Source organism: Streptomyces avidinii (assembly GCF_045161815.1).
In the GTDB taxonomy this organism is placed as follows: Bacteria; Actinomycetota; Actinomycetes; order Streptomycetales; family Streptomycetaceae; genus Streptomyces; species Streptomyces avidinii.
This window is the reverse complement of the sequence record NZ_CP108863.1, coordinates 1,891,652-1,917,892: the sequence shown is the minus strand read 5'-3', so window position 1 is coordinate 1,917,892 and position 26,241 is coordinate 1,891,652. Positions and strand designations below refer to the sequence as shown.

General features: G+C 73.4%; 22 protein-coding genes, 1 tRNA gene and 1 pseudogene. 8 read left to right on the top strand and 16 right to left on the bottom strand.

The window, feature by feature from the left end; all coding sequences use genetic code 11:
- Positions 1 to 96: 96 nt before the first annotated feature.
- From OG373_RS08585 to OG373_RS08570, 4 genes are read right to left on the bottom strand one after another with little or no spacing between them, the layout of a single operon-like run.
- Positions 97 to 1,266, bottom strand: coding sequence for an MAB_1171c family putative transporter (locus OG373_RS08585; protein ID WP_405437181.1), 1,170 nt, complete (start codon positions 1,264 to 1,266; stop codon positions 97 to 99).
- Positions 1,263 to 2,789, bottom strand: a complete 1,527-nt coding sequence (locus OG373_RS08580) for an NAD(P)/FAD-dependent oxidoreductase (protein WP_405437179.1) — start codon at positions 2,787 to 2,789, stop codon at positions 1,263 to 1,265. Before OG373_RS08580 ends, OG373_RS08585 begins: the two co-directional genes overlap by 4 nt.
- 16 nt (positions 2,790 to 2,805) lie before the next feature.
- Positions 2,806 to 3,441 carry a toxin-antitoxin system, toxin component gene (locus OG373_RS08575; protein WP_397729699.1) on the bottom strand — a complete coding sequence of 212 codons (636 nt, stop codon included), beginning with the start codon at positions 3,439 to 3,441 and terminating at the stop codon, positions 2,806 to 2,808.
- Positions 3,438 to 4,463, bottom strand: a complete 1,026-nt coding sequence (locus OG373_RS08570) for a hypothetical protein (protein WP_405437177.1) — start codon at positions 4,461 to 4,463, stop codon at positions 3,438 to 3,440. Before OG373_RS08570 ends, OG373_RS08575 begins: the two co-directional genes overlap by 4 nt.
- A 256-nt stretch (positions 4,464 to 4,719) precedes the next feature.
- Here OG373_RS08570 and OG373_RS08565 point away from each other — a divergent pair, with 256 nt between their 5' ends.
- Positions 4,720 to 5,142 (top strand): hypothetical protein, encoded by a 423-nt coding sequence (locus OG373_RS08565; RefSeq protein WP_405437175.1) that lies wholly within the window; start codon positions 4,720 to 4,722, stop codon positions 5,140 to 5,142.
- Here OG373_RS08565 and OG373_RS08560 read toward each other — a convergent pair.
- Together OG373_RS08560 and OG373_RS08555 are read right to left on the bottom strand one after the other, a co-directional pair.
- Positions 5,128 to 5,913 carry a helix-turn-helix domain-containing protein gene (locus OG373_RS08560; protein ID WP_405437173.1) on the bottom strand — a complete coding sequence of 262 codons (786 nt, stop codon included), beginning with the start codon at positions 5,911 to 5,913 and terminating at the stop codon, positions 5,128 to 5,130. The genes OG373_RS08565 and OG373_RS08560 overlap by 15 nt on opposite strands.
- A gap of 24 nt (positions 5,914 to 5,937) precedes the next feature.
- A complete protein-coding gene (locus tag OG373_RS08555) occupies positions 5,938 to 7,728 on the bottom strand; it encodes an FAD-dependent oxidoreductase (protein WP_405437171.1) in 1,791 nt (596 codons plus the stop codon).
- Between the two features lie 174 nt (positions 7,729 to 7,902).
- Between OG373_RS08555 and OG373_RS08550 the strand changes: the two genes are divergently transcribed.
- Entirely contained in the window at positions 7,903 to 8,208 is a 306-nt protein-coding gene (locus OG373_RS08550; RefSeq protein ID WP_405437169.1) for a 4a-hydroxytetrahydrobiopterin dehydratase, read from the top strand.
- Positions 8,208 to 8,972, top strand: a complete 765-nt coding sequence (locus OG373_RS08545) for a class I SAM-dependent methyltransferase (protein ID WP_397729692.1) — start codon at positions 8,208 to 8,210, stop codon at positions 8,970 to 8,972. The genes OG373_RS08550 and OG373_RS08545 overlap by 1 nt, the downstream gene beginning before the upstream one ends.
- Positions 8,973 to 9,029: 57 nt before the next feature.
- Here OG373_RS08545 and OG373_RS08540 read toward each other — a convergent pair whose 3' ends face one another.
- From OG373_RS08540 to OG373_RS08515, 6 genes are all read right to left on the bottom strand, one after another.
- Positions 9,030 to 9,878 (bottom strand): aldo/keto reductase, encoded by an 849-nt coding sequence (locus OG373_RS08540; protein WP_405437167.1) that lies wholly within the window; start codon positions 9,876 to 9,878, stop codon positions 9,030 to 9,032.
- Positions 9,879 to 10,013: 135 nt separating this feature from the next.
- Positions 10,014 to 10,790, bottom strand: coding sequence for an ABC transporter ATP-binding protein (locus OG373_RS08535; protein ID WP_405437165.1), 777 nt, complete (start codon positions 10,788 to 10,790; stop codon positions 10,014 to 10,016).
- Positions 10,787 to 13,456: an ABC transporter permease subunit gene (locus tag OG373_RS08530; protein ID WP_405437163.1), complete on the bottom strand. Its 2,670-nt coding sequence runs from the start codon at positions 13,454 to 13,456 to the stop codon at positions 10,787 to 10,789. The genes OG373_RS08535 and OG373_RS08530 overlap by 4 nt, the downstream gene beginning before the upstream one ends.
- A gap of 9 nt (positions 13,457 to 13,465) precedes the next feature.
- Positions 13,466 to 14,734 (bottom strand): ABC transporter substrate-binding protein, encoded by a 1,269-nt coding sequence (locus tag OG373_RS08525; RefSeq protein ID WP_405437161.1) that lies wholly within the window; start codon positions 14,732 to 14,734, stop codon positions 13,466 to 13,468.
- 157 nt (positions 14,735 to 14,891) lie between these two features.
- The gene (locus OG373_RS08520; protein WP_405437159.1) at positions 14,892 to 16,718 is read right to left on the bottom strand and encodes an AMP-dependent synthetase/ligase; all 1,827 of its coding nucleotides are present in this window, start codon (positions 16,716 to 16,718) and stop codon (positions 14,892 to 14,894) included.
- 103 nt (positions 16,719 to 16,821) lie between these two features.
- A complete protein-coding gene (locus OG373_RS08515; RefSeq protein WP_405437157.1) occupies positions 16,822 to 17,661 on the bottom strand; it encodes a LysR substrate-binding domain-containing protein in 840 nt (279 codons plus the stop codon).
- A 169-nt stretch (positions 17,662 to 17,830) separates the two neighbouring features.
- On the opposite strand from OG373_RS08515, the gene OG373_RS08510 reads away from it, so the two are divergent.
- From OG373_RS08510 to OG373_RS08500, 3 genes are read left to right on the top strand one after another with little or no spacing between them, the layout of a single operon-like run.
- Entirely contained in the window at positions 17,831 to 18,871 is a 1,041-nt protein-coding gene (locus tag OG373_RS08510; protein WP_405437155.1) for a bile acid:sodium symporter family protein, read from the top strand.
- Between the two features lie 9 nt (positions 18,872 to 18,880).
- Positions 18,881 to 19,312, top strand: a complete 432-nt coding sequence (locus tag OG373_RS08505) for a (2Fe-2S) ferredoxin domain-containing protein (RefSeq protein ID WP_397729684.1) — start codon at positions 18,881 to 18,883, stop codon at positions 19,310 to 19,312.
- Position 19,313: 1 nt separating this feature from the next.
- Positions 19,314 to 19,769, top strand: a complete 456-nt coding sequence (locus tag OG373_RS08500) for a hypothetical protein (RefSeq protein WP_405437153.1) — start codon at positions 19,314 to 19,316, stop codon at positions 19,767 to 19,769.
- On the opposite strand, the gene fdhD is transcribed toward OG373_RS08500, so the two are convergent.
- Positions 19,759 to 20,586 (bottom strand): formate dehydrogenase accessory sulfurtransferase FdhD, encoded by an 828-nt coding sequence (gene fdhD, locus OG373_RS08495; RefSeq protein WP_405437151.1) that lies wholly within the window; start codon positions 20,584 to 20,586, stop codon positions 19,759 to 19,761. The genes OG373_RS08500 and fdhD overlap by 11 nt on opposite strands.
- Positions 20,587 to 20,803: 217 nt before the next feature.
- On the opposite strand from fdhD, the gene OG373_RS08490 reads away from it, so the two are divergent.
- Positions 20,804 to 21,745 carry a beta-ketoacyl-ACP synthase III gene (locus OG373_RS08490; RefSeq protein ID WP_382541216.1) on the top strand — a complete coding sequence of 314 codons (942 nt, stop codon included), beginning with the start codon at positions 20,804 to 20,806 and terminating at the stop codon, positions 21,743 to 21,745.
- Here OG373_RS08490 and OG373_RS08485 read toward each other — a convergent pair.
- Positions 21,729 to 22,955 carry a low temperature requirement protein A gene (locus OG373_RS08485; protein ID WP_405437149.1) on the bottom strand — a complete coding sequence of 409 codons (1,227 nt, stop codon included), beginning with the start codon at positions 22,953 to 22,955 and terminating at the stop codon, positions 21,729 to 21,731. The genes OG373_RS08490 and OG373_RS08485 overlap by 17 nt on opposite strands.
- A 233-nt stretch (positions 22,956 to 23,188) precedes the next feature.
- On the opposite strand from OG373_RS08485, the gene OG373_RS08480 reads away from it, so the two are divergent.
- Positions 23,189 to 23,273 (top strand) — tRNA-Leu (locus OG373_RS08480).
- A 432-nt stretch (positions 23,274 to 23,705) separates the two neighbouring features.
- On the opposite strand, the pseudogene OG373_RS08475 reads toward OG373_RS08480, so the two are convergent.
- Together OG373_RS08475 and OG373_RS08470 are read right to left on the bottom strand one after the other, a co-directional pair.
- Positions 23,706 to 24,425, bottom strand: a pseudogene (locus OG373_RS08475) (IclR family transcriptional regulator C-terminal domain-containing protein); the annotation flags it as partial.
- Positions 24,426 to 25,237: 812 nt separating this feature from the next.
- Positions 25,238 to 25,795, bottom strand: coding sequence for a sigma factor-like helix-turn-helix DNA-binding protein (locus OG373_RS08470; RefSeq protein WP_405437147.1), 558 nt, complete (start codon positions 25,793 to 25,795; stop codon positions 25,238 to 25,240).
- Positions 25,796 to 26,241: the final 446 nt, after the last annotated feature.

Sequence of the window (26,241 nt, the reverse complement as noted above, 5' to 3'; positions counted from 1 at the left end):
GATCGAACGCCCCGGGCCCACGGGTCCGGGGCGTTCCCGTTTCGGGCCCCGGCTTTCCGGCGCCGGCTTGCGGGCTCCCGCTTCCGGGCCCGGCTCTCAGACCCCGGCGGCGGTACGGGCGGCCGTGGCGACGATGGGGGAGGTACGGAACTCACGCGCCAGCGCGGTCAGCGGCTGGTCGGACAGCCGCGGCGGCTCGGGCTGCTGCGGAGGCCGGGCGGCCGCCTCCGAGGCGGCCCGGCGCTCGCACGCGGCGGCGAGCATGGCGGCGTCCGCCACGGCCGAGGCCCGGGCCTCGCTCACGCCCTGGCCGCGCGCGGCCTCGTACGCGGCGCTGCGCACGGCGGGGTCGAACCAGCCGGCCAGCGCCAGGATGCCGTCGTCGATGACCGACTCGCGGTGGAGCAGCCGGATCCCCACCGAGGACCACCAGGCCAGCGGGACGGTCCGGCCCTGGGCCGCGGCGAATCCGCGCAGTGCCTTCCACAGCGGGCGCAGCCGCCGGTACTGGCCGAAGGCCTGCCACGTCGCCGACCCGCCGACCAGCGGCACGACGAACCCGGCGCCGAGCAGCAACGCGGACGCCGAGGCCAGCGGCGGCGCCACGTCCGTGGACAGGAACACCCAGTCGCGGCCCGCCCACCGGGCGACGACCGAGGCCCACTTGGCGGCCAGGTAGGCCAGGTCCATCAGCCCGGCGACGACGATCAGGGCCAGCCCCGTGCGCAGCGGGCGCAGCGAGCGGTCCGTGCGCGCCAGCCACTTGCCGCACAGCCAGGTCAGCGCCGAGGTGCCCAGGGTGTGCGCCACGAGGAAGCAGACGATCATCTCGCGGATCCACGGCGTGGTGGCGTAGTACGTGTCCAGGTCCTGGAGCCGTTCCACCGGAGCGTCGCCGATCACGAACAGGGCGACGATCGCCGCGGTCGCCGTGCCGAAGACGGCGGCGGTCAGCCGGGTGGCCCGGCGCACGGCCGCGGGCGGCCCGCCGCGCCACTGCAGGACCAGGACGACGCACTGTCCGGACCACACGGTGAGCAGGCCGAACACCAGGGGCGCGGAGAAGTTGACCACGCCGGTGAGGCGGTTGACCGCGGCGATCGTCGGCGGCGAGGCCAGGAAGGTGATGGGGGCGCCGACCAGGAGCAGCCCGCACGCGGTGCGGTTCAGCGGACGGTCCCGGTCCCGGCGCAGCGTCGGAAGCTTGATCAGCAGCGCCAGGACCATCAGGGACCCGGGCAGGAGCAGCAGGATCCTGCCGCTCATCGGGCCTGTCCGACGGGGTCGGCGGGGCCGACCGGGTCCGCTGCCGGGCCGCCGGAGGCTGCGCCCGTGGCCGGCCCTGCGCCGGTTGCCGGCCCGGTGCCGGTGTCGGTGCCGGGCGTTTGGCCGGGTGCCGGGTCGAGCCCGGCGACGGCCCGCTCGGCGGCGGTGAGCGGCGGCGCCTTCAGGGCACCCCGGTCCGAGGCGCGCAGCACGTGCCAGACCACCGAAGGGTGGAGCCAGTGGGTGGGCGCGGTGCTCATGGTGAGGACCTTGAACAGGGCGGCGGTGAGCGCCTCGTCGGTGGTGGCCCCCGTCATGAGCCGGTTGACGTACCCGTTGAGCAGGCCGGTTCCGGTGCGCGGCTTCATTCCGGTGGCCCCCGGATACAGGATGTCCTGCGAAGTGGCGAGCTCCCAGGCGGTGCTGACCTGGGGCGCGATGACGCGCTGCGCCTCGCGGCCGATCCCGGGATGCGCCAGCCCCTTGCCCCGGAGCAGGGTGCGTACGGCCAGCAGCCCCTGGGCGGCGACGGTCATGCCCTGCCCGTACAGCGGGTTGAAGGTGGCGACGGAGTCGCCGACGGCGAAGAAGCCGTCGGGCAGCTCGGCCTTCTCGAAGTAGACCCGGCGGTTGGCGGTGCCCTGGGTGACGGCGACGTCCGTCAGGGGCTTGCGGCCCTCCAGCAGCTCACCGACGATCGGGTCGCGGACGGCCCTGGCGAACGGGATGAACGCGTCGGGGTCGCCGGTGGGCTGGCCGCCGCGGGTGCCGGACAGGGTGGCCTGCCACTGGCCGTTCTCGATCGGCACGATCGTGGCCGTCTGCCCGGGCACGGGCACCCGGGGGTCGGACTGCACGTTGACGATGGGGAAGCCCATCTCGTGCGCGCCGGCGGGGGCCTCGAAGATCCGGGTCGCGTAGACGAGACCGGAGTCGACCTCGGCCTGCCGGATGCCGCTCACGCCGAGTGCCTGGAGCCAGGTCCGGGCTCGCGAGCCGCGCCCGCTGGCGTCGATCACGAGGTCGGCGGTCAGCAGCCTGCCCTCTTCCTCCGGGGTGTCGACGAGCACGCCGGTGACCCGGGCCGCCGTGCCCTCCAGAGCACGGACCCGGCCCTGGAGGGTGGACACACCGGCGAGGGCGATCACCCGGGCGCGCACCACCGAATCGAGGAGGTCGCGGCTGCAGGAGATGTTGAACTGCTTCTCCCCGCAGCGCGGGATCCACCCCTGGGCGGTCTTGGTGACGAGGTCGGTGGGCAGGCTGCGGCGGATGGCGCCCGCCTTCGTCCAGTCGGCGGTGATGCCGGGCAGGATCCGCTCGATGGCCCGGGCACCGCCCGACCACAGGAGGTGGGTGTGCCGGGCCTGCGGGAGCCCGCGGCGCTGCGCCGGGCCCTCGGGCAGCGGGTCGGCGTCGACGACGGTGACCGCGGCGTGCTCGGCGAGGACAGCGGCCGCGAGGAGGCCGGCCAGACTGCCGCCTATGACGACGGCGTGGCGGGGCGGGGAGGACTGGTTCATCGTGGCGTGCTCTCTGTCAGGGCCGTGCTGAGGGCATCGGCGTCAGGGGTGCGGCGACTGGCTGGTGCAGGTCACGGCGTGGCACGGGGCTTCCCCAGCCGAGTGAGGACTTGATGCGCTCGATCGCCTCGGGCAACTGCTGCTCCCGGGGCGACGGCAGGTAGGAGCGCAGGAGGTTGCCGAGGTGCAGGCCGAAGGTCTCGGCCCGGATCTCCGCCGGATCCCCCTGGTCGGCGCGTGCGGCGGCCTGCCGGACCACGGCGTCCAATCCGGCTCCGGAGGACAGCAGTTCGGCGAGGCGGCCGGGGTGTCCCGCCAGCCGGGCAGCCGCCAGCATGCCCGGACCGACGCTGTCGCAGGACCCCTCGTCCAGGTGCCACAACTCGTGGCACGCGATGACGAGCTGGTGTTCGGGCCGGGTGTGCTGCTCGACGACGATCAGGTCGACGTCGTCCAGCTCCAGCCACAGCCCGCTCGCGGTGTCCGGCGGGAAGGAGGAGAACTGGAAGTCGACCTTCCGGCCTCCGCCGCGCCGCTCGGCGTACGCGGCGCACAACGCACCGATGATCTCGCCGACATCGGCCGGCGGCGTCAGGCGCGCGCCCTCCAGCAGTTCGGAGCCCAGCTTGCGCATGGCCCGTGTGGTCCTCATGGTGTTTCTCCCTCGGCGGCGCCGTCCTCGGTCGGCGTCCCGCCCTTCGTGCCCGGAGCTCCGAGCTGCCCCTCGCGTGCGAGGAGGTCGTCCAGGTGGTCGGCCAGTGACTTCCACCCCTGGGGCGACAGCCGGCCGGCCCGCGTCACGATGCTGCGTACGTCGTGTGCCCGCAGCACCGCCAGCATCGGGTTCTCCCGGTCCCGCACCGCGGACTCCAGTTCGCCCTCGATCAGTGCGAGGGCGGTGGAGAGGGCCTCGGTGTCGTCCGCCAGCAGGAAGCCGCCCTCGACGCCGTAGAAACGCTGGATCCCGGCGGCCGCGGCGAGGTTCGGCAGGCCCTCGCCCTGAGCGAGGCGGGTCAGCGACTGCCCCGACGCGTCGAAGGACCGGGCGACGGCCGCCAGCGAGTGCGGCTGGCCGTCCTCCCGTACGCGGGTGCGGCGCAGGTGCTCGAACCGCAGGTGCACCTGCTCCTTCAGCGGCAGCCGGGGCGGCCTGCCGTCGAGGGTGAGCCGGATGGCCTGCGGGGTCATGCCCGTCAGGTACGACAGGTGCTCCAGGTCGTCCCGGCCGTCCGAGACGGTGGTCGCGGACAGGGCGAGGGCCCGTTCCACCGCGCTCTTGCTGTCGGCCAGCAGGAAACCGGCGTACACGCCGAAGAACCGCTGCACACCGGCCGCATGGCCCATCCGGGGCAGTCCGGTGCCCGCGTTGAGCGGCCCGAGGGAGGCGCCGGGGGCGGCGAAGTCCTCGGCGATGGCGGCCAGCGGCCACTCCCGGCCGTGCTTGTCGCGCCGGGTGGCGCGCAGCCGCAGGAACCGCTGGTGCACGCGCCGCTCCAGCGGCGCCTCGTCCGCGGTGCCCGCCAGCACCTGCGGTACGCGCCCCGGTTCGACCCCGGAGAGGTGGCTCAGCCGCTCCACGGCCAGCACCTCGGCCGGATCCTGCCCGTGCTCCTGCGACAGTGCCCAGGTGCGACGCCAGATCGCGGCGAGGTCGGGACGGGCGGCGGCTCGCACCGGCGGATTCTCCATTTGTCGACAAGGTGTTCGAGTTGATCGGGCTTCGTGAAGCCTAGCCTCCAGCCTTTGGCCGAACCAGGGGAACCCCAACGTTTCCTGCCGTACAGCTCAAAAACGGTTGGCATGACCTGCGAGGTAATCGACCCGCTCCAGAGCCCCCGGCACAGTGGACGCATCGGGTCCCGGGGCCGCGCACTCGGTCCCGGAACCCGTGTCCCACCAGGCCGTTCGACCTCGATGGAGGCTGATCCCCATGTCCGCGACCCCGCTCGCCGGCTTCGCCCGCAACCAAGTCCCGCAGACCGCGCTGCGCCGCTTCCTCGCCCTCGACTCCGCCGTCACCACCGCCAACGGGCTCGCCTACGCCGCCTTCTCCGCCCCGCTCGGCCGGCTGCTCGGCGTCGGCCAGGGCCTCCTCCTGGAACTGGGCGTCCTGCTCCTCGCCTACGGGGCCGCGGTCGGATGGCTCGCGTCGCGGCGGCAGCCCCCCGTCCTCCCGGTGAAGCTGGTCATCGAGACGAACTACGCCTGGGCCGCCCTCAGTCTGGTCTCACTGGCGCTCTGGTTCGACCCCACCACCGCCGGCCTGCTGTGGATCCCGGTGCAGGCCGCCACCGTGGCCGGGTTCGCCGTGTTCCAGCAGCTGGCCCTGCGCTCCGGCTCAGCCACCCAGTGAGCGCAGGTACTTCACCGTCGCCGGGTCGGCCGGGAGCATCGTCTCGATGGCCAGCTCGGCGACGGTCACGTCCATCGGCGTGTTGAAGGTCGCGATGGACGACACGAAGGACAGCACGTGCCCGTCGTGCTCGATCACCAGCGGCAGTGCGAGGTACGCGGCGGGTCCCTCCGGTTCGCCGTCGTCCGCCCGTTCGGCGACCGGATAGGCCGACACCTCCTCGTAGAGGGCGCGCAACGGCTCGGACCGGGCCAGCGCGATCTGCCGCTCCATCTGCGCCAGCAGGTGCCCGCGCCACGCCGCGAGGTTGCGGATCCTCGGGGCCAGGCCCTCGGGATGCAGGGTGATCCGCATGGCGTTCAGCGGCGGGGTCAGCAGGTGCTCCGGCAGCCCGTCCAGCAGCATCGCGATGCCCCGGTTGGCGGCGACCACGTCGTACTTGGCGTCCACGACCAGTGCCGGATAGGGCTCGTACCCCGCCAGCAGCCGTTCGATGCCCTCGCGCAGCGTCCCCATCGCCGGGTCGTCCAGCCCGGTGTGCGCATAGCGCGGGGCGTAACCCGCGGCCAGCAGCAGGGCGTTGCGCTCCCGCACCGGCACGTCGAGGTGGTCGGCGAGCCGCAGCACCATCTCCTCGCTCGGCCGGGACCGGCCCGTCTCGATGAAGCTGATGTGCCGGGAGGAGGATGCGGCGCGGCCCGCCAGCTCCAGCTGGCTGATGCCGCGCCGCTGCCGCCAGGCGCGCAGCAGAGTGCCCACACTCGTCGTCATGCATACGACGGTAGCCGAGGAGCCTCAGCCCAGGTCGAAGACGTTCCGCAGGCCGATCCGGTGGCGCCACAGGTCGTGCCGCTTGACGGCCTCCAGCTCCGGCGCCCGGTACATGGGACGGACCGTGCAGCGCGGGGCCGGCGAACCGTCCCGGTCCAGCAGGCAGTTGACGGCCGCGCGGGCTGAGGCGTTGGCTCCCTCCATCGTCGCCAGGTCGATGTCGACCGCCACGTAGTCCCCGCTGAGGAAGAAGTTCGGGATGCGGGTGCCCGCGCCGGGCCGGTTGTGCAGGGTGCCGACCGGGTGGATGAGCAGCTCGTCCTGGTTGGTGGGGTGCGGGGTGCCGAGTCCGTCCACGCCCGGGTCCAGGAACCACGAGTGCAGCTTGGAGTCGGCCAGCAGGGTCTTCCCGGTGTCGTTGAGGGAGGCCTTCAGCTGCGCCCACACCTCGCGCGCCACCTCCTCGCGGGTGCACTGCTTGGCCGTCTTCCCGTACAGGATCCCGGGCTTGTCCCACTCCGAGATGTCCACCGACAGGCAGTCGACCGCCGCTCCGTCGCCGTAGTCGGCCGGGAAGTCACGGGACGGCCAGTGCTCGGCCTGCTGGATCGCCGTCAGCGACCAGGGGGAGTCGATGCAGTTGAGGTGGCCGTGCACCAGCGGGGCCCGCTCGGTGAGGTAGAACTGGATGCCGGTCATCCAGTCCGTCTGCAGCCGGTCGCAGCGCCCCAGCATCGGATCGGCGGCCCGCAGCGCCGCGCTCCAGGTGCGGCGGGCGTGCTCGACGGGCAGGGCGCTCACGTAGTGGTCGGCGGTGACGGTCTGCGGGGCGCCGTCCGGGCCCTCGACCGCGACCCCGCTCACGCGGCCGTCCGCGCAGCGCACCTCCCGTACTGTCCAGCCGATCCTGAACTCCACGCCGAGGGAGCGCAGATGGGCCTCCCAGGGATCGATCCAGGCCTCGTTGGTCGGCAGGTTGAGGATCCGGTCGGGCGGGCCGTCCGCCCCGCGCCCCAGCAGGTTGAAGACGAAGGCCTCGCCGAGGGTGCCGACCGTACGGGTGGAGGCCTCCTCGGCCTTGGTCGCCACGATGTTGCGGGTGATGCCGACGGCGAGGATGCGGCGGTACTCGTTCGACATCCGCTCCGCGCGCACGAAGTCCCACCAGGGGGTCCGCTCCCAGACCTCGGTGCGCCGCTCGTCGCAGCTGGTGAGGAAGACGAGCACCCGGTCGACGAAGTACGCCGTCTCGTGCGGCGGGAGCCGGACCAGTGTCTGCAGGATGCCGGTGAGGGCGCGCCGCAGCTCCTCGGGCGTCAGCTCGGCGGGGGAGTGCTCGGGCCAGGGGATCGGCGCGCGCAGGTCCTCGCGCCCGGCCGCCCGGGCGAACATCATCTCGCGCGGCGCGACGAGGTTGTCCCACACGCCGTGCGCGTTCCCGGGGAAGGGGATGCGCCGCATGGTGTCGGGCAGGTTGTGGTAGATGCCGGGGATGAAGCGGAAGCCGTGCTCGGCGGGCAGCGGCCGGCGCCCGCCGCGGGCGCTGCCGGGCACGTCCATGCTGCGCGCCTTGCCGCCGAGCGCGCGGCGCTCGTACACGGTCACGGCGTAGCCCCGCTCGGCGAGTTCGTGCGCCGCGGTCAGGCCGGCCACCCCGCCGCCGAGAACCGCGACGCTCGGTCCGGCAGCCGGCGACCCGGCGGCCGGGGCGGCCGCCGCGGGCGCCGCCCCCGCCCCGGTCATGACCGCCCCGGTGGTGGCCGCCGCGCCCGCGCCCGCGATGAACGTACGCCTGGAACTTCCTGTGCCCGCCATGACGGATGCCCCCTCGTTACCGCTGGTAACAGCCTCTCCGGCGCAGGAGCATAGGTGGGGCCGGATGGACGCGGAAGGCGTAGAAGCACCCGAGCGCACTATGGCGCGAAAGGATTGTCCCGGCCTCCACTGTGGGAACCTTGACTACACGTCACGGGGAAAAGGAGCCGGTGCATGCCGAGTGAGCCGCTGTCACAGAAGGAGATCGAGGACCGGTTGCGGGAACTCCCCGGCTGGGCCTTCGAGGACGACCGGATCTTCCGCACCTACCGGCTGGGCAGCCACTTCGCCGCCAGCGCCCTCGTCTCCCATATCGCCAGCGTCCAGGAGGAGTTGAACCACCACTCCGACCTGACGCTCGGCTACAACACGGTCCGGCTCTCCGTGAACAGCCACGACGCCGGCGACGTGGTGACGGAGTCCGACTTCGCCCTCGCCGAACGCGTCGAAGCCCTCGCCCCGGCCCACGGCGCGAGCTGATGACCACGCACATACCGTCCGTCGGAACCCTGCTCGACTACGACGCGGAGGCCGCGGCCTACGACGCCACCCGCGGCGGCACCCCGCGCGCCGAGGCGGCGGCCGCGGCCGTCCTCGGACTGCTCCCCGCAGACGCGCGCACCCTCCTCGACCTCGGCTGCGGCACCGGCATCGTCACCAGCCGGTTGCGGCGCCCGGCCCTGCGCGTCCTGGGCGCCGACGCCTCCCACGGCATGGCCGCGACGGCGCTGCGCCGCGGCGTGCCCGTCGCCCTGGCCGACGCGGCCCGGCTGCCGGTCCGGTCGCAGTCGCTGGACGCGGTGAGCGCGGTGTGGCTGCTGCACCTGCTGCGGGAGCCGGGACTCGTGCCGGCCGTGATCGCCGAGGCCGCCCGGGTGCTGCGCCCCGGCGGGGTCCTCCTCGCCACCGTGGACAAGGACTCGGCGCACGACGTCGGAAGCGACATCGACGCCGTCTTCGCCGCGCACCTGACCCCGACCCCCGCGGACGCATCCGGGGAGGTCGAGGCCTACGCGGCCCGGGCCGGTCTGCTCCCGGTCGGCGAGGCCCGCTTCACCGGCCACGGCCAGGGCCGCACCCCGCGCGGCTCCGCCGAGGCCCTGCTCGCGGGCCGGTACGCCTCCCGGATCGTGCCGCGCGGCATCACCGCGCAGGAGCTGGCGGCCCGGCTGGAGCTGCTGCCGGACCAGGACGTCCCGCGCGCGGAGCCGACGTACCGCATACGGAGCTTCGTACGCGTCTGACCCGTGGGAAGGACAGTCCGGGTCCGGACCCGTGGACAGGTCCGGACCCGGACCCCGTCACACGTCGAACTCGGCCGGGTCCGGCCCGATCCGGCGGCCCGCCGCGCCCGCGCCCAGCGCGTCCAGCGCCGCGATGTCGGCGGCGTCCAGCTCGAAGCCGAAGACGTCCAGGTTCTCCCGGATGCGCGCGGGGGTCACGGACTTCGGGATCACGATGTTCCCGTGCTGCAGGTGCCAGCGGAGCACCACCTGCGCGGCGCTGCGGCCGTACTTGTCCGCGATCGCGGTCACGGCCGGGAGGGTCAGCAGCTCCTTGCCCTGGCCCAGCGGGGACCAGGCCTCGGTGGCGATACCGCGCTCGGCGTGCACGGCGCGCAGCTCGGCCTGCGGGAAGAGCGGGTGCAGCTCGACCTGGTTGACGGCCGGAACCAGCTCGCTCTCGGCGGCGATCCGCTCCAGGTCGGCCGGGCGGAAGTTCGACACGCCGACCGCCCGGGCGCGGCCGCTCGCCGCGAGCTCCTCGAAGGTCTTCCAGATCGCGACGAAGTCGTCGCGCATCGGACGCGGCCAGTGGATCAGGTACAGGTCGACGTGGTCCAGGCGCAGCTTGGCGAGGGAGTCGTCGAAGGCGCGCAGCACCTGGTCACGGCCCCACTTCTGCTTCGGGCCGTTCCACAGCTTGGTGGTGACGAACAGTTCCTCGCGCGGCAGTCCGGAGGCGGCGACGGCCTTGCCGGTGCCGGTCTCATTGCCGTAGACGGCCGCCGTGTCGATGCTGCGGTAACCGGCCGCCAGGGCGGTCCCGACGGCGCGCTCCGCCTCGGCGTCCGGCACCTGCCAGACGCCGTAGCCGAGCCGGGGCATGAGCGTGCCGTTGTTGAGCTTGATGGCGGGGACCTGGTTCACGTCTTGGTCGTTCCCTCACGTGGGCGCATGGGCGCGGTGGCGGAAAAGCGTCGTACGAGGGGCGACAACCGGCCCCTCGTACGACGTATTCCCGCCATCCGGCGGCCGTCCGTACGGCCGTCCGTGAGCGCTCCCTCAGGTCGCCCCGAGATACGCCTCCCGCACCAGCGGATTCGCCCGTACCGCGGCCGCCGTGCCCTCGGCCAGCACCGTTCCGAGGTCCAGTACGACGACCCGGGTGCAGAGCTCCATCACGAAGGCCACGTTGTGCTCGACCAGCAGCACCGCGCAGCCCTCCCGCTCCGCCAGCCGCCGCACGACCTCCGCGAGCCGGTCGCGCTCCGGGGCGGACATGCCGGACGCGGGCTCGTCCAGCAGCAGCACCCGCGGCGGATCGGCCACCGCGCGGGCCACCTCCACCATCCGGGCCTGCCCGACGGGAAGCCCGCCGGCGTACGAGGCACCGAGCGCGCCGATCCCGCAGTCGGCCAGCACCCGCTCACCGCGGGCCCGGCGCTCGCGCTCCCGGGCCCGCCGGGACGGCAGGGCCAGGAGATCGGCGGCCGGTCCGCCCCCACCGCCCCGCCACTCCTGCGCCACCAGCACGTTGTCGGCCACGCTGAGCTGGCCGAACAACTGCTGCCGCTGGAAGGTCCGCCGGATCCCGTGCCGGGCCCGCCAGACGGGGGAGCGGCGGGTGATGTCCGTCCCGTCCAGCAGCAGCCGCCCCCGGTCGGGGCGGCGGATCCCGGACAGGACGTCGAACAGGGTGGTCTTCCCGGCGCCGTTCGGCCCGATCAGCCCGCACACCTCTCCCGCGCGGACCCCGAGGTCCACCCCGGCCAGCGCCCGGACGCCGCCGAACCGCACGCCGACCCCGAGCGCCTGAAGTACGTACCCGCCCTCGCTCATGTCGCCATCCCCAGGTAGGCCTCGGTGAGCCGGTCCGCCTCCACCTCGGCCCGCGGGCCGCACCAGGACACCCGACCCTGGGAGAGGTAGGCCACGGTGTCGGCGATCCCGAGGATCTCGGCGGCCTTCTCCTCCACCAGGAGCAGCGCGGTCCCGGCGTCGCGGAGCTCGGTGAGCAGCGCGTACACCTCCTCCACCACGCGCGGGGCGAGCCCGAGCGAGGGTTCGTCGGCGATCAGCACCGCGGGCGGCCGCTGGAGCAGCGGAGCCAGCGCCAGCATCTGCTGTTCCCCGCCGGAGAGCGCTCCGGCGGGGATCCTGCGCCGCTCCGCGAGCCGCGGGAAGCGTGCGTAGACGGCGGCCCGTGCGTCGGCCTCCGTGAGGTACAGGGCCAGGTTCTCCTCGATGGTGAGCGCGGGGAAGATCCCGCGCCCCTCGGGGGCGAGCAGCACCCCGGACCGAGACCGCCGTACTGCCCCGTCCCGCGTCGCGTCCCGCCCGCCCACGTACACCGCCCCGGCCGCGGCGGGCAGCAGCCCGGCGGCCACCCGGCAGGCGGTGCTCTTCCCGGCCCCGTTGGGCCCGAGCACGGCGAGGATCTCGCCCGGGCGGACGGCGAGATCCACCCCGTGCAGGACGAGCCCCCCGTCGTACCCGGCGGTGACGCCGCGCAGCTCCAGCGCGGGCCCGGCCTCGCCGGGCAGATCCGGCCCCGCCGGCGTTTGAGGCGCGGGGTCCGGGGCGGAGCCCCGGGAAGCGGCGGCCCGCCGCTTCGCCAGCCGCACCGGCACCGCCGCGCAGTACCCGTCCGGGTCATTGGCCAGCGCCAGCCCCGCCAAGCCGAACAGGATCACCGGCAGGTGCGCCGAGGCCGTCACATAGTCCGCCAGCACCCGCGGGGCCACCGCGAACACCAGCCCCGCCACCACCGCGTACTGCGGCCTGCGCACACCCGCCGCCACGACCACCGCCAGCCACACCAGCCCGGTCATCGCAGTGAAGTCGGTCGCCGTGATCCGGGTGTTGTACGAGGCGTACAGCACGCCCCCGAATCCGGCCAGCCCCGCCGACAGGGTGAACAGCAGCAGCTTCGTCCGCAGGACGGAGACCCCCGAGGCGACCGCCGCCGCCGGGGCCGACCGCACCGCCAGCATCGCCCGCCCCGACGGGGAGGCGCGCAGCGCGCTCAGCCCGGCCGCCACCAGCGCGACCAGTACGACCAGGGCCACCCCGAGCGCCCGGTCGTCCGAGAGGTCCACCGGTCCGAACACCGGCCGCGGGATGGACCAGCCTGCGTCGCCGTTGCGCAGCCACCGCAGCTGGAACAGCACTTGGTCGGCGAGGAAGGCCAGCGCCAGCGTGGCCAGGGCCAGGGACCTGCCCCCGAGCCGCAGCGCGGGCAGGGCGACGAGTGCCCCCAGCAGCGCCGCCACGCATGTGCCCACCGCCAGCGCCGCGACGAAGGGCCAGCCCCGGCTCATGAGCAGCCCGGCCACGAGCGCGGCACCGGTGACGAAGGTGCCCTGCGCCAGCGACACCATCGCCCCGAGCCCGGTCACCACCGTGAACGACATGAACACCAGCGCGATGGCCAGTCCCTGGGCCAGCAGCCCGCTCCAGAACGGCGTGGTCACGGTGTAGAACGCCACGCACAGGAGCGCCGCGCCCACTGCCCACACTCCCCACCGGCGCGACCACGGGGCCCCGGCCAGATGGTCGACCGGCGGCGCGTCCGCGGCCGCGACCCCCGCCGTGCGCGCCCTGCGGGTGAGCACCAGCAGCCCGCCGAACAGGATCAGGAAGGGCACCGCCGTACGGAAGCCGGTGACGGACTCGGCGAAGGACGCGTACCCGGCCACCAGGTTCTGCAGCACCCCCAGGCCCAGCCCGCCCGCGAAGGCGAGCGGCACGGACGCGAACCGTCCGATGACCGCCGCCGTGGCCGAGACGAACAGGAACAGCGTGAAGTCGTGCGCCGAGAGCCCCAGCAGCGGGGTCGCCAGCACCCCCGCCAGCCCGGCCAGCCCCGACGCGATCATCCACGCCACCGACGACAGCCGGTCGGCGCTGATGCCGCGCAGTTCGGTCAGCGAGCGGTTGTCGACGGCGGCCCGCAGGTGCAGCCCGAGCCGGGTGTGCCGCATCAGCACCCACAGCGCCACCGCCACCAGCGCCGTCACGACCCAGGTGATCAGCTGGTCGGAGTCGATGCCGACGCCCTCCGCGAGCTGCCAGGACTTCGCGGGGCTGGGCCCCACCCCCGGCAGCCCGAACTGGTTCTCCGCCGGCTTCACCGGCGCGCCCGCGTCCGCCAGCAGCTCCACCACCCACAGCCCGGCCGCGGGCAGCGCCACCAGCAGCCCGATGGTGGCCACGATCTGCGCCGTCTCACCCACCCGCGCGAGCCGGCGGAACATCAGTCGGTCCAGCCCCCAGCCGAGGCCGGGGGCCAAGGCGCACACCACCAGGAGCGCGGCCGGGACGGCGGGCCAGCCCAGGCCCGAGTGCAACTCGTAGAAGGTGAGCGCGCACAGGTAGGCGGTGGCCCCGTGCGCGAAGTTGAACAGCCCGGACGCCGAGTACGACAGCACCAGCCCGGTGGCGAGCAGTGCGTACAGGGCGCCGGAGACCAGACCGCTCAGCACGAAGACGAGCAGATCCCCCATGCCGCTGCCCTACTTGAAGGGGATGGGTTCGTAGCACTTGAACGGCACGGAGACCTCGTACGCGCCGTTCTTGAGCTGTACGAGCGCCCCGCAGCCGAAGCTGTCCTTCTGCCCCTTGGGCTCCGCGCGGTCGCCGACGAGGGTGCCGGTGTCGGCGAAGCCCTGCGCGGCGCTCTGGAAGGACTCGACGGTCAGGTCCTTGCCCGTCTTCTGCGCGATGGACACGAACAGGTCGGCCGACATGTATCCGGTGAGCATGTGCATGTTCAAAGGCACTTCCCGGCCTCCCGCCGCTGCCTTGATGTCGGCCTTGAACTGGGTCATCTTCGGGTCGGCGGACTCGAAGGGCTGGAACTGCAGCAGTACGTGCACCCCGTCGAGGGCCTGCTTGGTGGCGTCCTTTGCGAGCAGCCCCGGGTCGTAGTCGGTCGGGTCGGAGAGCAGACCCTGGTAGCCGCTGCGCTTGAGCGCGGTGAAGAGCCCGATGTTGTTGGGGGTCTGCATCACGGAGACGACGGCGTCCGGAGCCTTGCCGTCGTTGCTGGAGAGGATCTCCTTCACGTACGCGGACCAGTCGCTCGGGACGGCGGTACCGGGCACGGAGGCCTTGGCGTAGGACACCTCGAACCCGGCGCTGGCGAAGCCCTGCTGGAAGGTGCGGATGCCGAACTTGCCCGCGTCGCTGTCATTGGCGATGATCGCGACCGACTTGCCCCGGGCCCCGCCGAGGACCTGGCCGATGCCCTCGGGCCAGGTCTGGTTGAGGGTGCCGCCGGGAGTGGGGACCAGGCAGCCGTTGAAGCCGTAGATGTGCTTGGGCCCGCAGAAGGAGGGCAGGGTGCCCCAGCCGAAGGTGGGAACCTTCTCCTGCTCCAGGAAGTCGGCCCCGGAGAAGGTCACCGAGCTCATGGGGGAGACGGCGAAGACCTTGTCCTGCTGGACGAGTTTGCGGGCGGCCGCCAGGTTCTTGGCGGGATCCTGGCCGTCGTCCTCCGCCCCGAGGTAATCGATCTTGCGTCCGTTGATCCCGCCCTCCGCGTTGGCACGGAGATAGCGGGCCCTGGCCCCGAGGTCGGTGTCCTTCTTGCTGTAGCCGCTGGCGCTGGTCATCGACACGATCCCGCCGACCTTGATCGAATCCGCCGTCACCCCGCGGGTGTTGCCGGACACGTCACCGGGCTTGCCGGTGCCGGCGCCGTTGGTGGAGGCGGAGTTGCAGGCGGAGACGAGGGCGAGGGCCGCCGCCGCGGCGGCCAGGATGCGGATCGGTCGCAACATGTCGGGGATCCCCTCCGTTGGAATCCCCGCATTCTGTGCGCGACCTGACGGATCGTCAATATTGCTGACGGACAGAAATGACGATCCGTCAGTTCTGGGTGGTGTCCGCCCGGAACACCGACCGGACCTGCCGGGACGGCCCGCGGCCGGACCCGGTTCAGGAGGAGGAGTAGAGGGCCGCGACCTCCTTCTCGTACGCCTTCTCGATCGCCCGGCGCTTGAGCTTCAACGAGGGGGTCAGCAGCCCCCGCTCCTCGGTGAACTGCTCACCCAGCACCCGGAAGGTACGGATCGCCTCCGCCTGCGACACCAGGGTGTTCGCGGCCACCACCGCCCGGCGGACCTCCGCCGTCAGCTCCGGGTCGCCCACCAGCTCCGTCGCCGGTATCTGCGGCCGGCCGCGCATCGACAGCCAGTGCGCTATCCCGTCCATGTCCAGCGTGAGCAGCGCCGCGATGTACGGCCGATCATTGCCCACCAGCACGCACTGCGACACCAGCGGATGCGAACGGACCCGCTCCTCCAGGGCGGCGGGCGCGACGCTCTTGCCGTTGGAGGTCACCAGGATGTCCTTCTTGCGCCCGGTGATGGTGAGGTAGCCGTCCTCGTCGAGCCGGCCCAGGTCCCCGGTCGCCAGCCAGCCGTCGCGCAGCACCGCCTCCGTGGCCCGGGGGTCGTTCAGATACCCGGAGAAGATGTGGCTGCCGTGCAGCCACACCTCCCCGTCCTGCGCGATGTGCACCGTACTGCCCGGGATCGGCCGCCCCACGGTGCCGTACTTGGTCGCCCCCGGCGGATTCGCGGTGGCCGCCGCGCACGACTCGGTCAGCCCGTACCCCTCGAACACCGTGATCCCCGCCCCGTCGAGGAACAGCCCCAGCCGGCGCGACATCGCAGACCCGCCCGACATCGCGTACCGCACCCGGCCGCCCATCGCCTCGCGGACCTTCCCGTAGACCAGCCGGTCGAAGAGCTGGTGCTCCATCCGCAGCGCGGCCGACGGCCCCGGACCGGTGCCGAAAGCCTTGCGCTCGCGCGCCTCCGCATACCGCACGGCCGTCTCCACCGCCCGGTCGAAGGGACCCGTACGTCCCTCCGCCTCCGCCTTGCGGCGGGCGGCCGCGAAGACCTTCTCGAACACGTACGGGACACCCAGCACGAAGGTCGGCCGGAAGGCGGTGAGATCCGGCAGCAACTCGGCCGCCGCCAGGACCGGCTGGTGCCCGAGCTTGACCCGCGCCCGGACGGCGGCCACCTCCACCATCCGCCCGAACACGTGCGCCAGCGGCAGGAAGAGCAGGGTGGAGGGCTGCTCGCCCTGCCGGGCCTGGAACACCGACTCCCAGCGGTTGACCAGCGTGTCGGTCTCGTACATGAAGTTGGCGTGCGTGAGCACGCACCCCTTGGGCCGGCCGGTGGTCCCGGAGGTGTAGATGACGGTGGCGGTCGCGTCGGGCGTCACCGCCCCGCGATGGCGGTGCACGACGTCCTCGGCGACCCCGCGGCCGTCGGCGACGAGCGCGTCCAGGGCCCCCGCGTCGAGCTGCCACAGCCGGCGCAGGTGGGGGAGCCGGTCGATCACCGAACCCACCGTCATGGCCTGGTTCTCGTCCTCGACCACGCAGGCCGTGCAGTCGGTGTCGAAGAGGATCCAGTGCACCTGATCGGCCGACGACGTGGGATACACCGGGACGGGCTGGGCGCCGATCGCCCACAGGGCGAAGTCGAAGAGGGTCCACTCGTACCGGGTGCGGGACATGACGGCCACCCGGTCCCCGAAGCGCACCCCCTGGGCCAGCAGCCCCCGGGCCAGCGCGAGCACCTCGGCGGCCAGCTCCCGGGAGGTCACGTCCCGCCAGACACCCTCGGTCTTGCGGCCGAGCACCACCCGGTCCGGCTCCTCGCGGGCGTGCTGGAAGACGATGTCGGCCAGGCCGCCGACGGGCGCGCCCGTGACGACGGGTGGGACGGTGATCTCGCGCAAGGCCCCGCTCCTCTCCGCGCGCCGCGGTGAACGTACCTCATGGTCAACAGGGCTTCGTCGGCCATCGGATACCTCCACAAGACCTCCCCAGTGATCACGGTGTTCACGCCGTTGACGTGCGACTGAGCCGGTCCGCGCCGGACAGTACGGCCGCGGCCGACGGACGCGCCCCGCGGAGCAGCGCGAACTCCACCGGCCCCAGCTCCGGCAGCCCGCCGACCCGCACCAGGCCCGGCGGGATCAGCCCCCGGGTGTGCGCCATCACGCCCAGCCCGGCCCGGGCCGCCGCGATCAGGCCGCTCAGGCTCCCGCTCGTGCACGCGATCCGCCACGCCCGCCCCTCTGCCTCCAGCACCTCCAGCGCCCGGGCCCGGGTGATGCCCGGCGGCGGAAAGGCGATCAGCGGAACAGGGCGCTCCGGGTCCACGCGCAGCCCCTCCGCGCCGATCCACACCATCCGGTCCCGCCAGACGAGCCGGCCCCGCTCGTCCGCGGGACCCCGCCGCTTCGCGAGCACCAGGTCCAGGCGCCCCGCGTCCAGCCGTTCGTGCAGCGTCCCCGAGAGCTCCACCGACAGCTCCAGATCCACCTCGGGATGCTCGTGCCGGAAGCCTTCGAGGATCTCCGGAAGGCGCGTCAGCACGAAGTCCTCCGAGGCCCCGAACCGCAACCGCCCGCGGAGCCTGGTCCCCGCGAAGAAGGCCGCCGCCCGCTCGTTCGCCTCCAGGATCGTCCGCGCGAAACCGAGCAGTGCCTCGCCGTCCTCCGTGAGCCCGACGCTGTGCGTGTCCCGGACGAACAGCGGGCGCCCCGTCGCCTCCTCCAGCCGCCGCACATGCTGGCTGACCGTGGACTGCCCCACCCCGAGCCGGCCCGCGGCCTGCGTGAAGCTGAGCGTCTGGGCCACCGTGAGGAACGTCCGCAACTGGACAGGGTCGTACATACCCCCACGCTACCCCCGCTCATCACGCATCACGATGACAGTGAGTGCGGTATACGGGTTTCCCGATGACCGTGCGCCACCGACCATGGGAGGAGCACGCGGTACCCAGCACGCAGTACCCAGTAGCCAATAGCCGGCACCCCGACCCGACAGCAAGTGAGCACCCCCGATGCGCCGCCCGCACCTGCCCGCCCGGCTGCCCCTGGACCCGTACGTCCTGGCCCTGCTCGCCACCGTCGGCCTCGCCGCCCTCCTCCCCGCCCGCGGCCCGGCCGCCACCCTCGCCGACGTCGCGTCCACCGCGGCCGTGGCCCTGCTCTTCTTCCTCTACGGCGCCCGGCTCTCCACCCGCGAGGCCGTCGACGGCCTGCGCCACTGGCGGCTCCACCTGACCGTGCTCACCGCCACCTTCGTGGTCTTCCCGCTCCTCGGCCTCGCCGCCCGCGGCCTCGTCCCGGGCCTGCTCACCGCCCCCCTCTACAGCGGGCTGCTCTTCCTCTGCATGGTCCCCTCGACCGTGCAGTCCTCCATCGCCTTCACCTCGATCGCCCGCGGCAACGTCCCCGCAGCGATCTGCGCCGGCTCCTTCTCCAGCCTGGCCGGCATCGTCCTCACCCCCCTCCTCGCCGCCGCCCTCCTCGGCGGCGACGCGGGAAGCTTCTCCTTCGACTCCCTTCTGAAGATCACCCTCCAGCTCCTGCTGCCCTTCCTCCTCGGGCAGGCCCTGCGCCCCCGGGTCGGCGGCTTCCTCGCCCGCCACAAGCAGGTCCTCGGCCGCGTCGACCGCGGCTCGATCCTGCTCGTCGTCTACGCCGCCTTCAGCGCGGGCGTGGTCGCGGGGATCTGGCACCGGGTCAGCCTCCTGCGGCTCGCCGCCCTGACGCTGGTGGAGGCCGTACTCCTCGCCGTCATGCTCCTCGCCACCTGGTACGGCGCGGCCCGCCTCGGCTTCGGCCGCGCGGACCGCATCGCCATCCAGTTCGCCGGGTCGAAGAAGAGCCTGGCCGCCGGACTCCCCATGGCCAGCGTGCTGTTCGGGGCCCATGCCGCCCTCGCCGTGCTGCCGCTGATGCTCTTCCACCAGATGCAGCTGATGGTCTGCGCGGTCATCGCCCGGCGCCGCGCCCAGGATCCGGCGCCCGAACTCGCCGCCGACCGTGTGGCGGACGTCTCGCCCGCGGTCCAACGGCCCGTGCCCCGGGCCCGGTAACGTTCGGTGGTGACCTGGATACGCCCGCTCGCCGCCCACGCCGAACGCCCCTGCACCCTGGTCGTCTGCCGCGGCTGCTGCTGCGGCGACCCGCGCAAGAACCCCGGCTCCGACCACGCCGGTCAACTCGCCCGGCTGCGCGAGGCCGCCGCCGCGTCCGGGGGCCGCCTGGCCGTCCGTACGAGCGAATGCCTCGGCCCCTGCGCCCAGGCCAACGTCATCGTGGTCCAGCCCACCACCGAGGCCCGCCGCCGCGGCGCCCGCGCCACCTGGTTCGGCTGGGCGCTGGACGACACCGCGACCGACGAGATCATCGCCTGGGCCGAATCCGGCGGCCCGGGCACCACCCCGCTCCCGCCCACCCTGGACCTGCACCGCATGGACCCCCCGACCCCGAAGCCGGCCGCGCAGTCCGGCCGGCGCGGCCGCCGGGGGCGCTGACGTGCAGAACCTCGCCCGCGCGGTGCTCGTGCTGTTCGGCGTGCTCGTCGCTGTGGTCGGGTGCACGGCGTACGAGATCGGAGTGCAGCGCGACGACCCGCCCACCTTGAGGGAGGCCGACGTCATCGGCGTATGGGAGGGGAACCAGGGTGCTCGGATCGAGTTCATGCCCGAAGGCCGGGCCCGCCTCACCGACGCGCGAGCCTGGACGTGTACGCCTGATCGGAAGCCGGGTGTGCTGACCGCCGAGGGGAGCTGGACCCTGGACCGGCGCCCCGACGAGGCGCCGGGAGCCCTGGTGCTGTTCGCCGTCGACGGCCTGCCGGCCAAGGGCTGCGCCGACTGGTTCGAGATACCCATGTCCGGCAGGAGCGCGGAGGGCGAGTTCCGGTCCGGCGCGTTCGCCGGCCAGTGGGGCGGGGGCGGAGAGCGCTACCGGCGCGCGGCTACAGGGTGATCCGTTCCTCGCCCGCGTAGATGTTCATGTCCGGCCCCCGCAGGAAGCCGACCAGCGTCATCCCCGACTCCAGTGCCAGGTCCACCGCCAGCGAGGACGGCGCGGAGACGGCCGCCAGCACCGGGATGCCCGCCATCACGGCCTTCTGGACGAGCTCGAAGGAGGCCCGGCCCGACACCAGCAGGACCCCGCCGGTCAGCGGGAGCCGGCCCGCCCGGTGGGCCCGGCCCACGATCTTGTCCACCGCGTTGTGCCGACCCACGTCCTCCCGCAGGTCGAGCAGCTCGCCCTGCGCCGTGAACAGCCCGGCCGCGTGCAGTCCGCCCGTACGGTCGAATACCTTCTGGGCCTCGCGCAGCCGGTCCGGCATCGCGCTGAGGACCTCCACGGGTACCCGTACCGGATCGGCGGCGAGCCCCGGGAAACGGGTCGCCGTGCGGACCGCGTCCAGGCTCGCCTTCCCGCACAGGCCGCAGGAGGAGGTGGTGTAGACGTTCCGCTCGAGTGTGATGTCCGGCACCGGGACCCCGGCGGCCAGCTGCACGTTCACCACGTTGTAGGTGTTCGAACCGTCCGCCGTCGCCCCCTCGCAGTAGGTGACGGCCTGCACGTCCGAGGCGGCGCCGAGCACCCCCTCGCTGACCAGGAAGCCCACCGCCAGGGCGAAGTCGTCGCCCGGGGTGCGCATCGTGATGGCCAGCGGTTTGCCGTTCAGGCGTATCTCCAGCGGCTCCTCGGCCACCAGTGTGTCCGGCCGGACACCCGCCCCGCCGTTCCGGATCCGGACGACGCGACGGCGCTCGGTGACCCGTCCCATGGTGATCAGTCCACCCCTTCTGTTCTCGTCTCATCTCTCGCCGGTGTCCGACAAGCTCATTGTCCCGGTTCCGCTTCCCGCGACGCCCCCGGCAGGTGGATCCTCGGGAAGCTCCAAAATCCGGCACCGGAATCCTGTCGGGTCACACGCACACGTACCCACCAGTAGCAGGCGAAGCTGGGTGATCCTGACTTCCGTACAAGGGGGGACCCCGCCCATGACCGGTTCACGCGTGGTGGCGCTAGGGCACTACCAGCCCGCGAAAGTGCTCACCAACGAGGACCTCGCGGCCATGGTCGACACCACCGACGAGTGGATCCGGTCCCGCGTCGGCATCCGCACCCGCCACATGGCGGGCCCGGACGAACCGGTGGACGAGCTGGCCTACCAGGCGGCGGGCAAGGCCCTGGCCGGTGCCGGCCTGACCCCTGACGACATCGACCTCGTTCTGGTCGCCACGTCGACCGCGATCGACCGTTCGCCGAACATGGCCGCGCGCGTCGCGGCCAAGCTGGGCATGGGCGGCGGCCCCGCGGTCATGGACATCAACGTCGTCTGCTCGGGCTTCACGCACGCCCTGGCCACCGCCGACCACGCCATCCGGGCCGGGTCCGCCACCCGCGCCCTGGTCATCGGCGCCGACAAGATGACCGAGATCACCGACTGGAGCGACCGCACCACCTGCGTGCTCACCGGCGACGGCGCGGGCGCGGCCGTGGTCGAGGCCTGCGAGGAGCCGGGCATCGGCCCGGTCCTGTGGGGATCGGTCCCGGAGATGGGCAACGCGGTACGGATCGAGGGCTCGCCGCCGGTCTTCGCCCAAGAGGGCCAGTCCGTCTACCGCTGGACCACCAGCCAGCTCCCGCCGCTCGCCCGCAAGGTGTGCGAAAAGGCCGGAGTCACTCCGGAGGAGCTGGCCGCGGTCGTCCTCCACCAGGCGAACCTGCGGATCATCGAGCCGCTCGCCGCGAAGATCGGCGCCGTGAACGCCGTCGTCGCCCGCGATGTCATCGAGTCCGGCAACACCTCGGCCGCCAGCATTCCGATGGCCCTGTCGAAGCTGGTCCAGCGCGGTGAGATCCCCTCCGGCGCCCCGGTCCTCCTCTTCGGCTTCGGCGGCAACCTCTCCTACGCGGGCCAGGTCATCCACTGCCCGTGACGGGCTCCGCCGCCGTTCCCCGCGCCGCCCCGGCGGGGGAGCGGCGGCTCTCGGCGACCAGCGCGGCGACCAGGACACATGCCAGGGCCACCAGCTGGCCGGCACCCGACCGGCCCGTACCCACCGGGATCGTGGCGAGCGCGAGCAGGAGGGCCGCCGCACGGTAGCGGACCGGCCCGATGCGCAGCGCCGCGCGGAAAGCCAGGTCCCCCGCCAGATAGAGGGCGACCCCGCCCGCCAGCGCGACCGCCGGGCCGGTGTGCAGGTGCTCGCCGAGGTGCCCGATGGCCTTCTTCACGCCCGCCGCGAAGACGGCGATGCCCAGGAGCATGGGCAGGAAGGCGTAGTAGTACGCGACCATCGCCAGCTTGAAACGCCGCTCCGGCGGGGTCTGGGCGAAGACCTCCTCGGCCCGGCCCTCGTCGCGCACGAAGTACATCCACCACATCGCGGACGCGATCGCCAGGGCCAGGAAGGCACCGCCCGCGATACCGAGGGACAGCGGCAGCGCGCCCACCCCGATGCCGATCGCGATCACGGACTCACCGAAGACGATGATCAGCAGCAGTCCGTGCCGCTCCACCAGGTGAGCCGCGTTCATTCCGCCCAGCTGGTCGCCGACCGTCTGCCCGGGCGCCTCGGCCCCCTGGGCCCCCTGGGCCCCCTGGGCACCCTCGGCTTCCCCGGCCCCGGCCGTCCCGCTCGCCGCGACCCGCTGCACGACCACCGGCGTCACGAACTGCAGCAGCAGCGCCAGCATCCACAGCCCCCAGGCCGGGAGCCCGTCGAAGAACCCGGCGGCCGTCACCGACAGCGCGCACAGTGCGTTGGGCAGCGCGAACCACAGCACCCCGCGCCCGTGCGCCTGAGTGAACAGCGCGCTGTGGACCAGCACCACCAGCAGGTAACCGAGGCCGAAGGCGATGCCGCCGGCCCCGAAGGCGGTGGGCACGGCCAGGGCGCACACCATGAACGCCCCCATGGCCAGCATGAGCAGCACCCGCCGGACCGTCCGGTCCGGCGGCACCTGGTTGGTCAGGTGCGCGTAGCCCCCGTACATCCAGAACAGGACGGTGAAGATCAGCACCACCTGCCCCGCGCCCCGCAGGCTCAGGTCGTCCGCCAGAAGCACCGTCAACTGCGTGATGGTGAAGACGAAAACGAGATCGAAGAACAGCTCCAGCGTGCTGACGCGGTGCTCGGTTTCCATGCGCGGCTCCCCCCCGGATGTGTGCGCAGCCATCCGACCGCCCGGCGCCCCCGATGTCCAGAAGAACTCGGCACCCGACGGCGAGACGGTCCGTCCCGTCGGTGGCCGCCGGTGCATGCGTGCAGGTCAGCCCGGCGTGGCGGACGATCGCCGCCCGGATATGTGGTCGGAACCCCGCCGATCCTTTGCTATTGTTGTCCATGTCGCCGCGGGAAACCGGGGCCGACCACCTGGTCCGGGTGGCGGAATGGCAGACGCGCTAGCTTGAGGTGCTAGTGCCCTTTATCGGGCGTGGGGGTTCAAGTCCCCCCTCGGACACAAGGCAAGAAGCAGGAGCCCCACACATCGTGTGGGGCTCTTCTTTTTTCCCGCCCCCGGCAGGGCTCGGCGTCACGGGCCCAGGACCACCAGGCCCGTCGGGGTGGTCAGGCTGCCCGGGGTGACCGACGTGAAGGTGTGGGGGAGCGACAGCCGGGGCCGGTCGGTGTCCTCGGCGGCCTCGAAGAGGTAGGCCGCGGCCGCGGTCGTGTCGCTGACCAGGTGCGGGCCGCCCGCCGCGGCCGTTCCACCGGTGAGCGGGGTGCGGAAGAGGCGCCGCAGGTGGCGCAGGGTCTCCGGGGTGACCGGGGCCCGCATCGGCCGCGGCCGGTCGGTCGGAGCCCCGGCCGGAGCCGAGGCGCCGGTGTCCGGCACGTCCGGTGTATCCAGCACGTCCGGTGTGTCCGGGGCGTCCGGTGGGATCGCCCCCGTCAGGAGCAGCGCCAGCAGCACCGGGACGGCCTTGCGGCGCAGGGCCTCGGTGGCCGCGCCCAGCCGGTGGGCGTGCGACGCGGGCAGCGAGAGCGCGAGGCTTCCGGCGGCGTCCCCGGTGGCGATCGGGACCGCCGAGCAGACCACCCCGGGGGAGTACTCGCGCAGGTCGAACACGGGCGCCCCCGGAGCCACCGCGTCCAGGGCGCTGAACAGGACCCGGCTGTCGGTGATCGTCCGCGGGGTGAGCCGCGCGGGCCGGTGCCGGGCCACGTGGTCGGCGCGGCGGTCGTGGTCGAGCTGGGTCAGCAGGCACTTGCCGACCGCGCTGGCGTGCGCGGCGGCCCGGAAGTCGACCCACTCCCGCACCGGCGGGGTCGCGGGCCCGGCCGCCATCTGCGTGATCCGGACCTCGCCCTCGGCGTACCGGCTGAGGTACACCGCGGCGCCCGCGCTGTCCCGGGCCAGTGCCAGGGTGCGCTGGAGCTGCCCGGCCAGGCCGTGGCCGCCGGGGGCGGCGAGCCGTTCCAGGGCGGGGCCGCGCCCGTAGACCCCGAGGGCCGGGCGCACCGCGTACTCCTCCTCGCACAGCATCGCCAGCAGCGGCCGCAGTTCCCCCTCGGCCAGGCCGGACTCCCGGGCGAGCCGGTCGGCCCGCACCCCCAGGGGGTGCCGTTCCAGGACCCGTACGACGGCCAGCGCGCGGCGCGCCTCGGCCAGGGCGCGGCTCGTCCCTCCCGGGGCGGCGGTCCCGCGGGCCGCGGCCGTCAGCGCGGGGTGGCGCAGCGGTCCGGCGGCCGGCCGCAGCGCGGTCACCGCCGGGGGAACGGAGGCCGACACCGAGGCCGGCGGCGACGCAAAGCAGGCCAGCACACCGGACAGCCCGGGCCTGGGCAGCGGCACCGGGCCCAGGTCCGGATCCTCGACCTGCTCGACGTGGCGCAGCACGGCCGCCTGCGCGCACAGCCGGACCTCCCGCAGATCCCGCCGACCGCCCGGCCGGAAGCCGCGCCGGCCCAGCTCGCGCGCCCAGTGGCGGGCGTCGTGGTGCTCGCCGCGCCGGGAGTGGTCGAGGAAGAGGCAGTACGCGGCCGCCGAGGTGCGCGGGCTCCCGGACCCGGCGGCGAACTGCCACCAGAAGCGGGCCCCTTCGCGCAGCCCGGCCAGGTGCAGCAGGCAGCCGAAGACGACGGCCCCGGCCAGGTCGGTGTGTCCGTCGGTGAGGAAGGAGTCGAGGTGCGCCCCGGCCTTCGGCGCGCACGCGGAGGCGAGGCAGACGGCCTTGAGGTCGCGCCGGGCCCGTTCGGCGTCGAGGGGGCAGTCCCGCGCCGGATCGCTCCAGCCGTGCACCGACCGCCGCCGGGCACGGTGTCCCGAGCCGGGGGCGTGCGGGGTGGCGCGCAGCAGCCGGGCCTCCGCCGCGCCGAGGTCGTAGTGCCGGTAGCGGTCGCGGACCCCCGCCCGGGCGAGGAGGTCGGCCAGGGAGCGGGGGATCGGGTCGCGGTCCTGGCGCTCCTGCCGCTCGTAGTGCCTCATGATTCGGCTGATTCGGCTGATCCGGGGGCTGCGACGGACGTGTCGAGCAGGCGGGCGAGCCGCCGGTGGGCCTGTCCGAGGTAGGAGCGGACGGTCGCCTCGTCGACGCCCATCACGGCGGCGGCCTCACCGGGGGTGCACTGGAGCCCGTACCGCAGGAGCACGGCGTCGCGCTGGCGCTCGACGAGCCGGGAGACGGCGGAGTAGAAGCGGATGGTGTCGGTCAGCACCTCGTACCGATCGGCGTGGGCCTCCTTGAGGGCGGCCTCGAAGGCGCTGATGTCCATCGGCTCGGGCGGCGGCTGCCACGGGTGGCGCCGGCGCTGCCGGTCGACCAGGCACTGCTTGAGGACGGTCCAGGCATAGGCGTCGAGGCGGTCCATGTGGAGCATCCGCAGCCACTCACCCATGATCGAGTCGAAGGCGGCGTCCACCGCCTCCTCCGCCGCCCCGTCGGAGCCCAGCTGCAGATACGCGAAGCGCATGTACGCGGGCCGCCGATTGGCGTGGAAGGCCCAGTACGACAGGCGCGCCGTCGGATCCCACTGGCTCATGAGAGTCGGCCGCCGGCGCCGGCTCGGTAGTCCCACGGCCCCACCGGACTCCTCCGGTCCGCCATCGTTCACCGCTCCACCTCATCCCCTGTGCGCTGAACAGGAAAGCAGCGTGGGCGCACTCGGAGGGCGCAGAGAAGAAACCTGGAAGCAATACGTCGCGGATGATCGACCCGTGATCGATCTCGATCATGCACGGCTCCAGCCAGCACGTATGCATATGCCCGGCGCGGATGCCGTGGAGCGGGCGCTGATCGATCCCGTTCGGGCACCGCTCGCGGATCGCTCTCGCACCGCTCGGACCCCGTCGGCCGCCGCTCGGACCCGTGTCGGCCGCCGCTGGGACGCCGGTCGGCCGCCGGTCGGCCGCCGCTGGGACGCCGGTCCGGTGCGCTGCCGTCCGGCTGTAACATGGGCCCGATCGCGAGGGCCGTGACGGAGAGGTC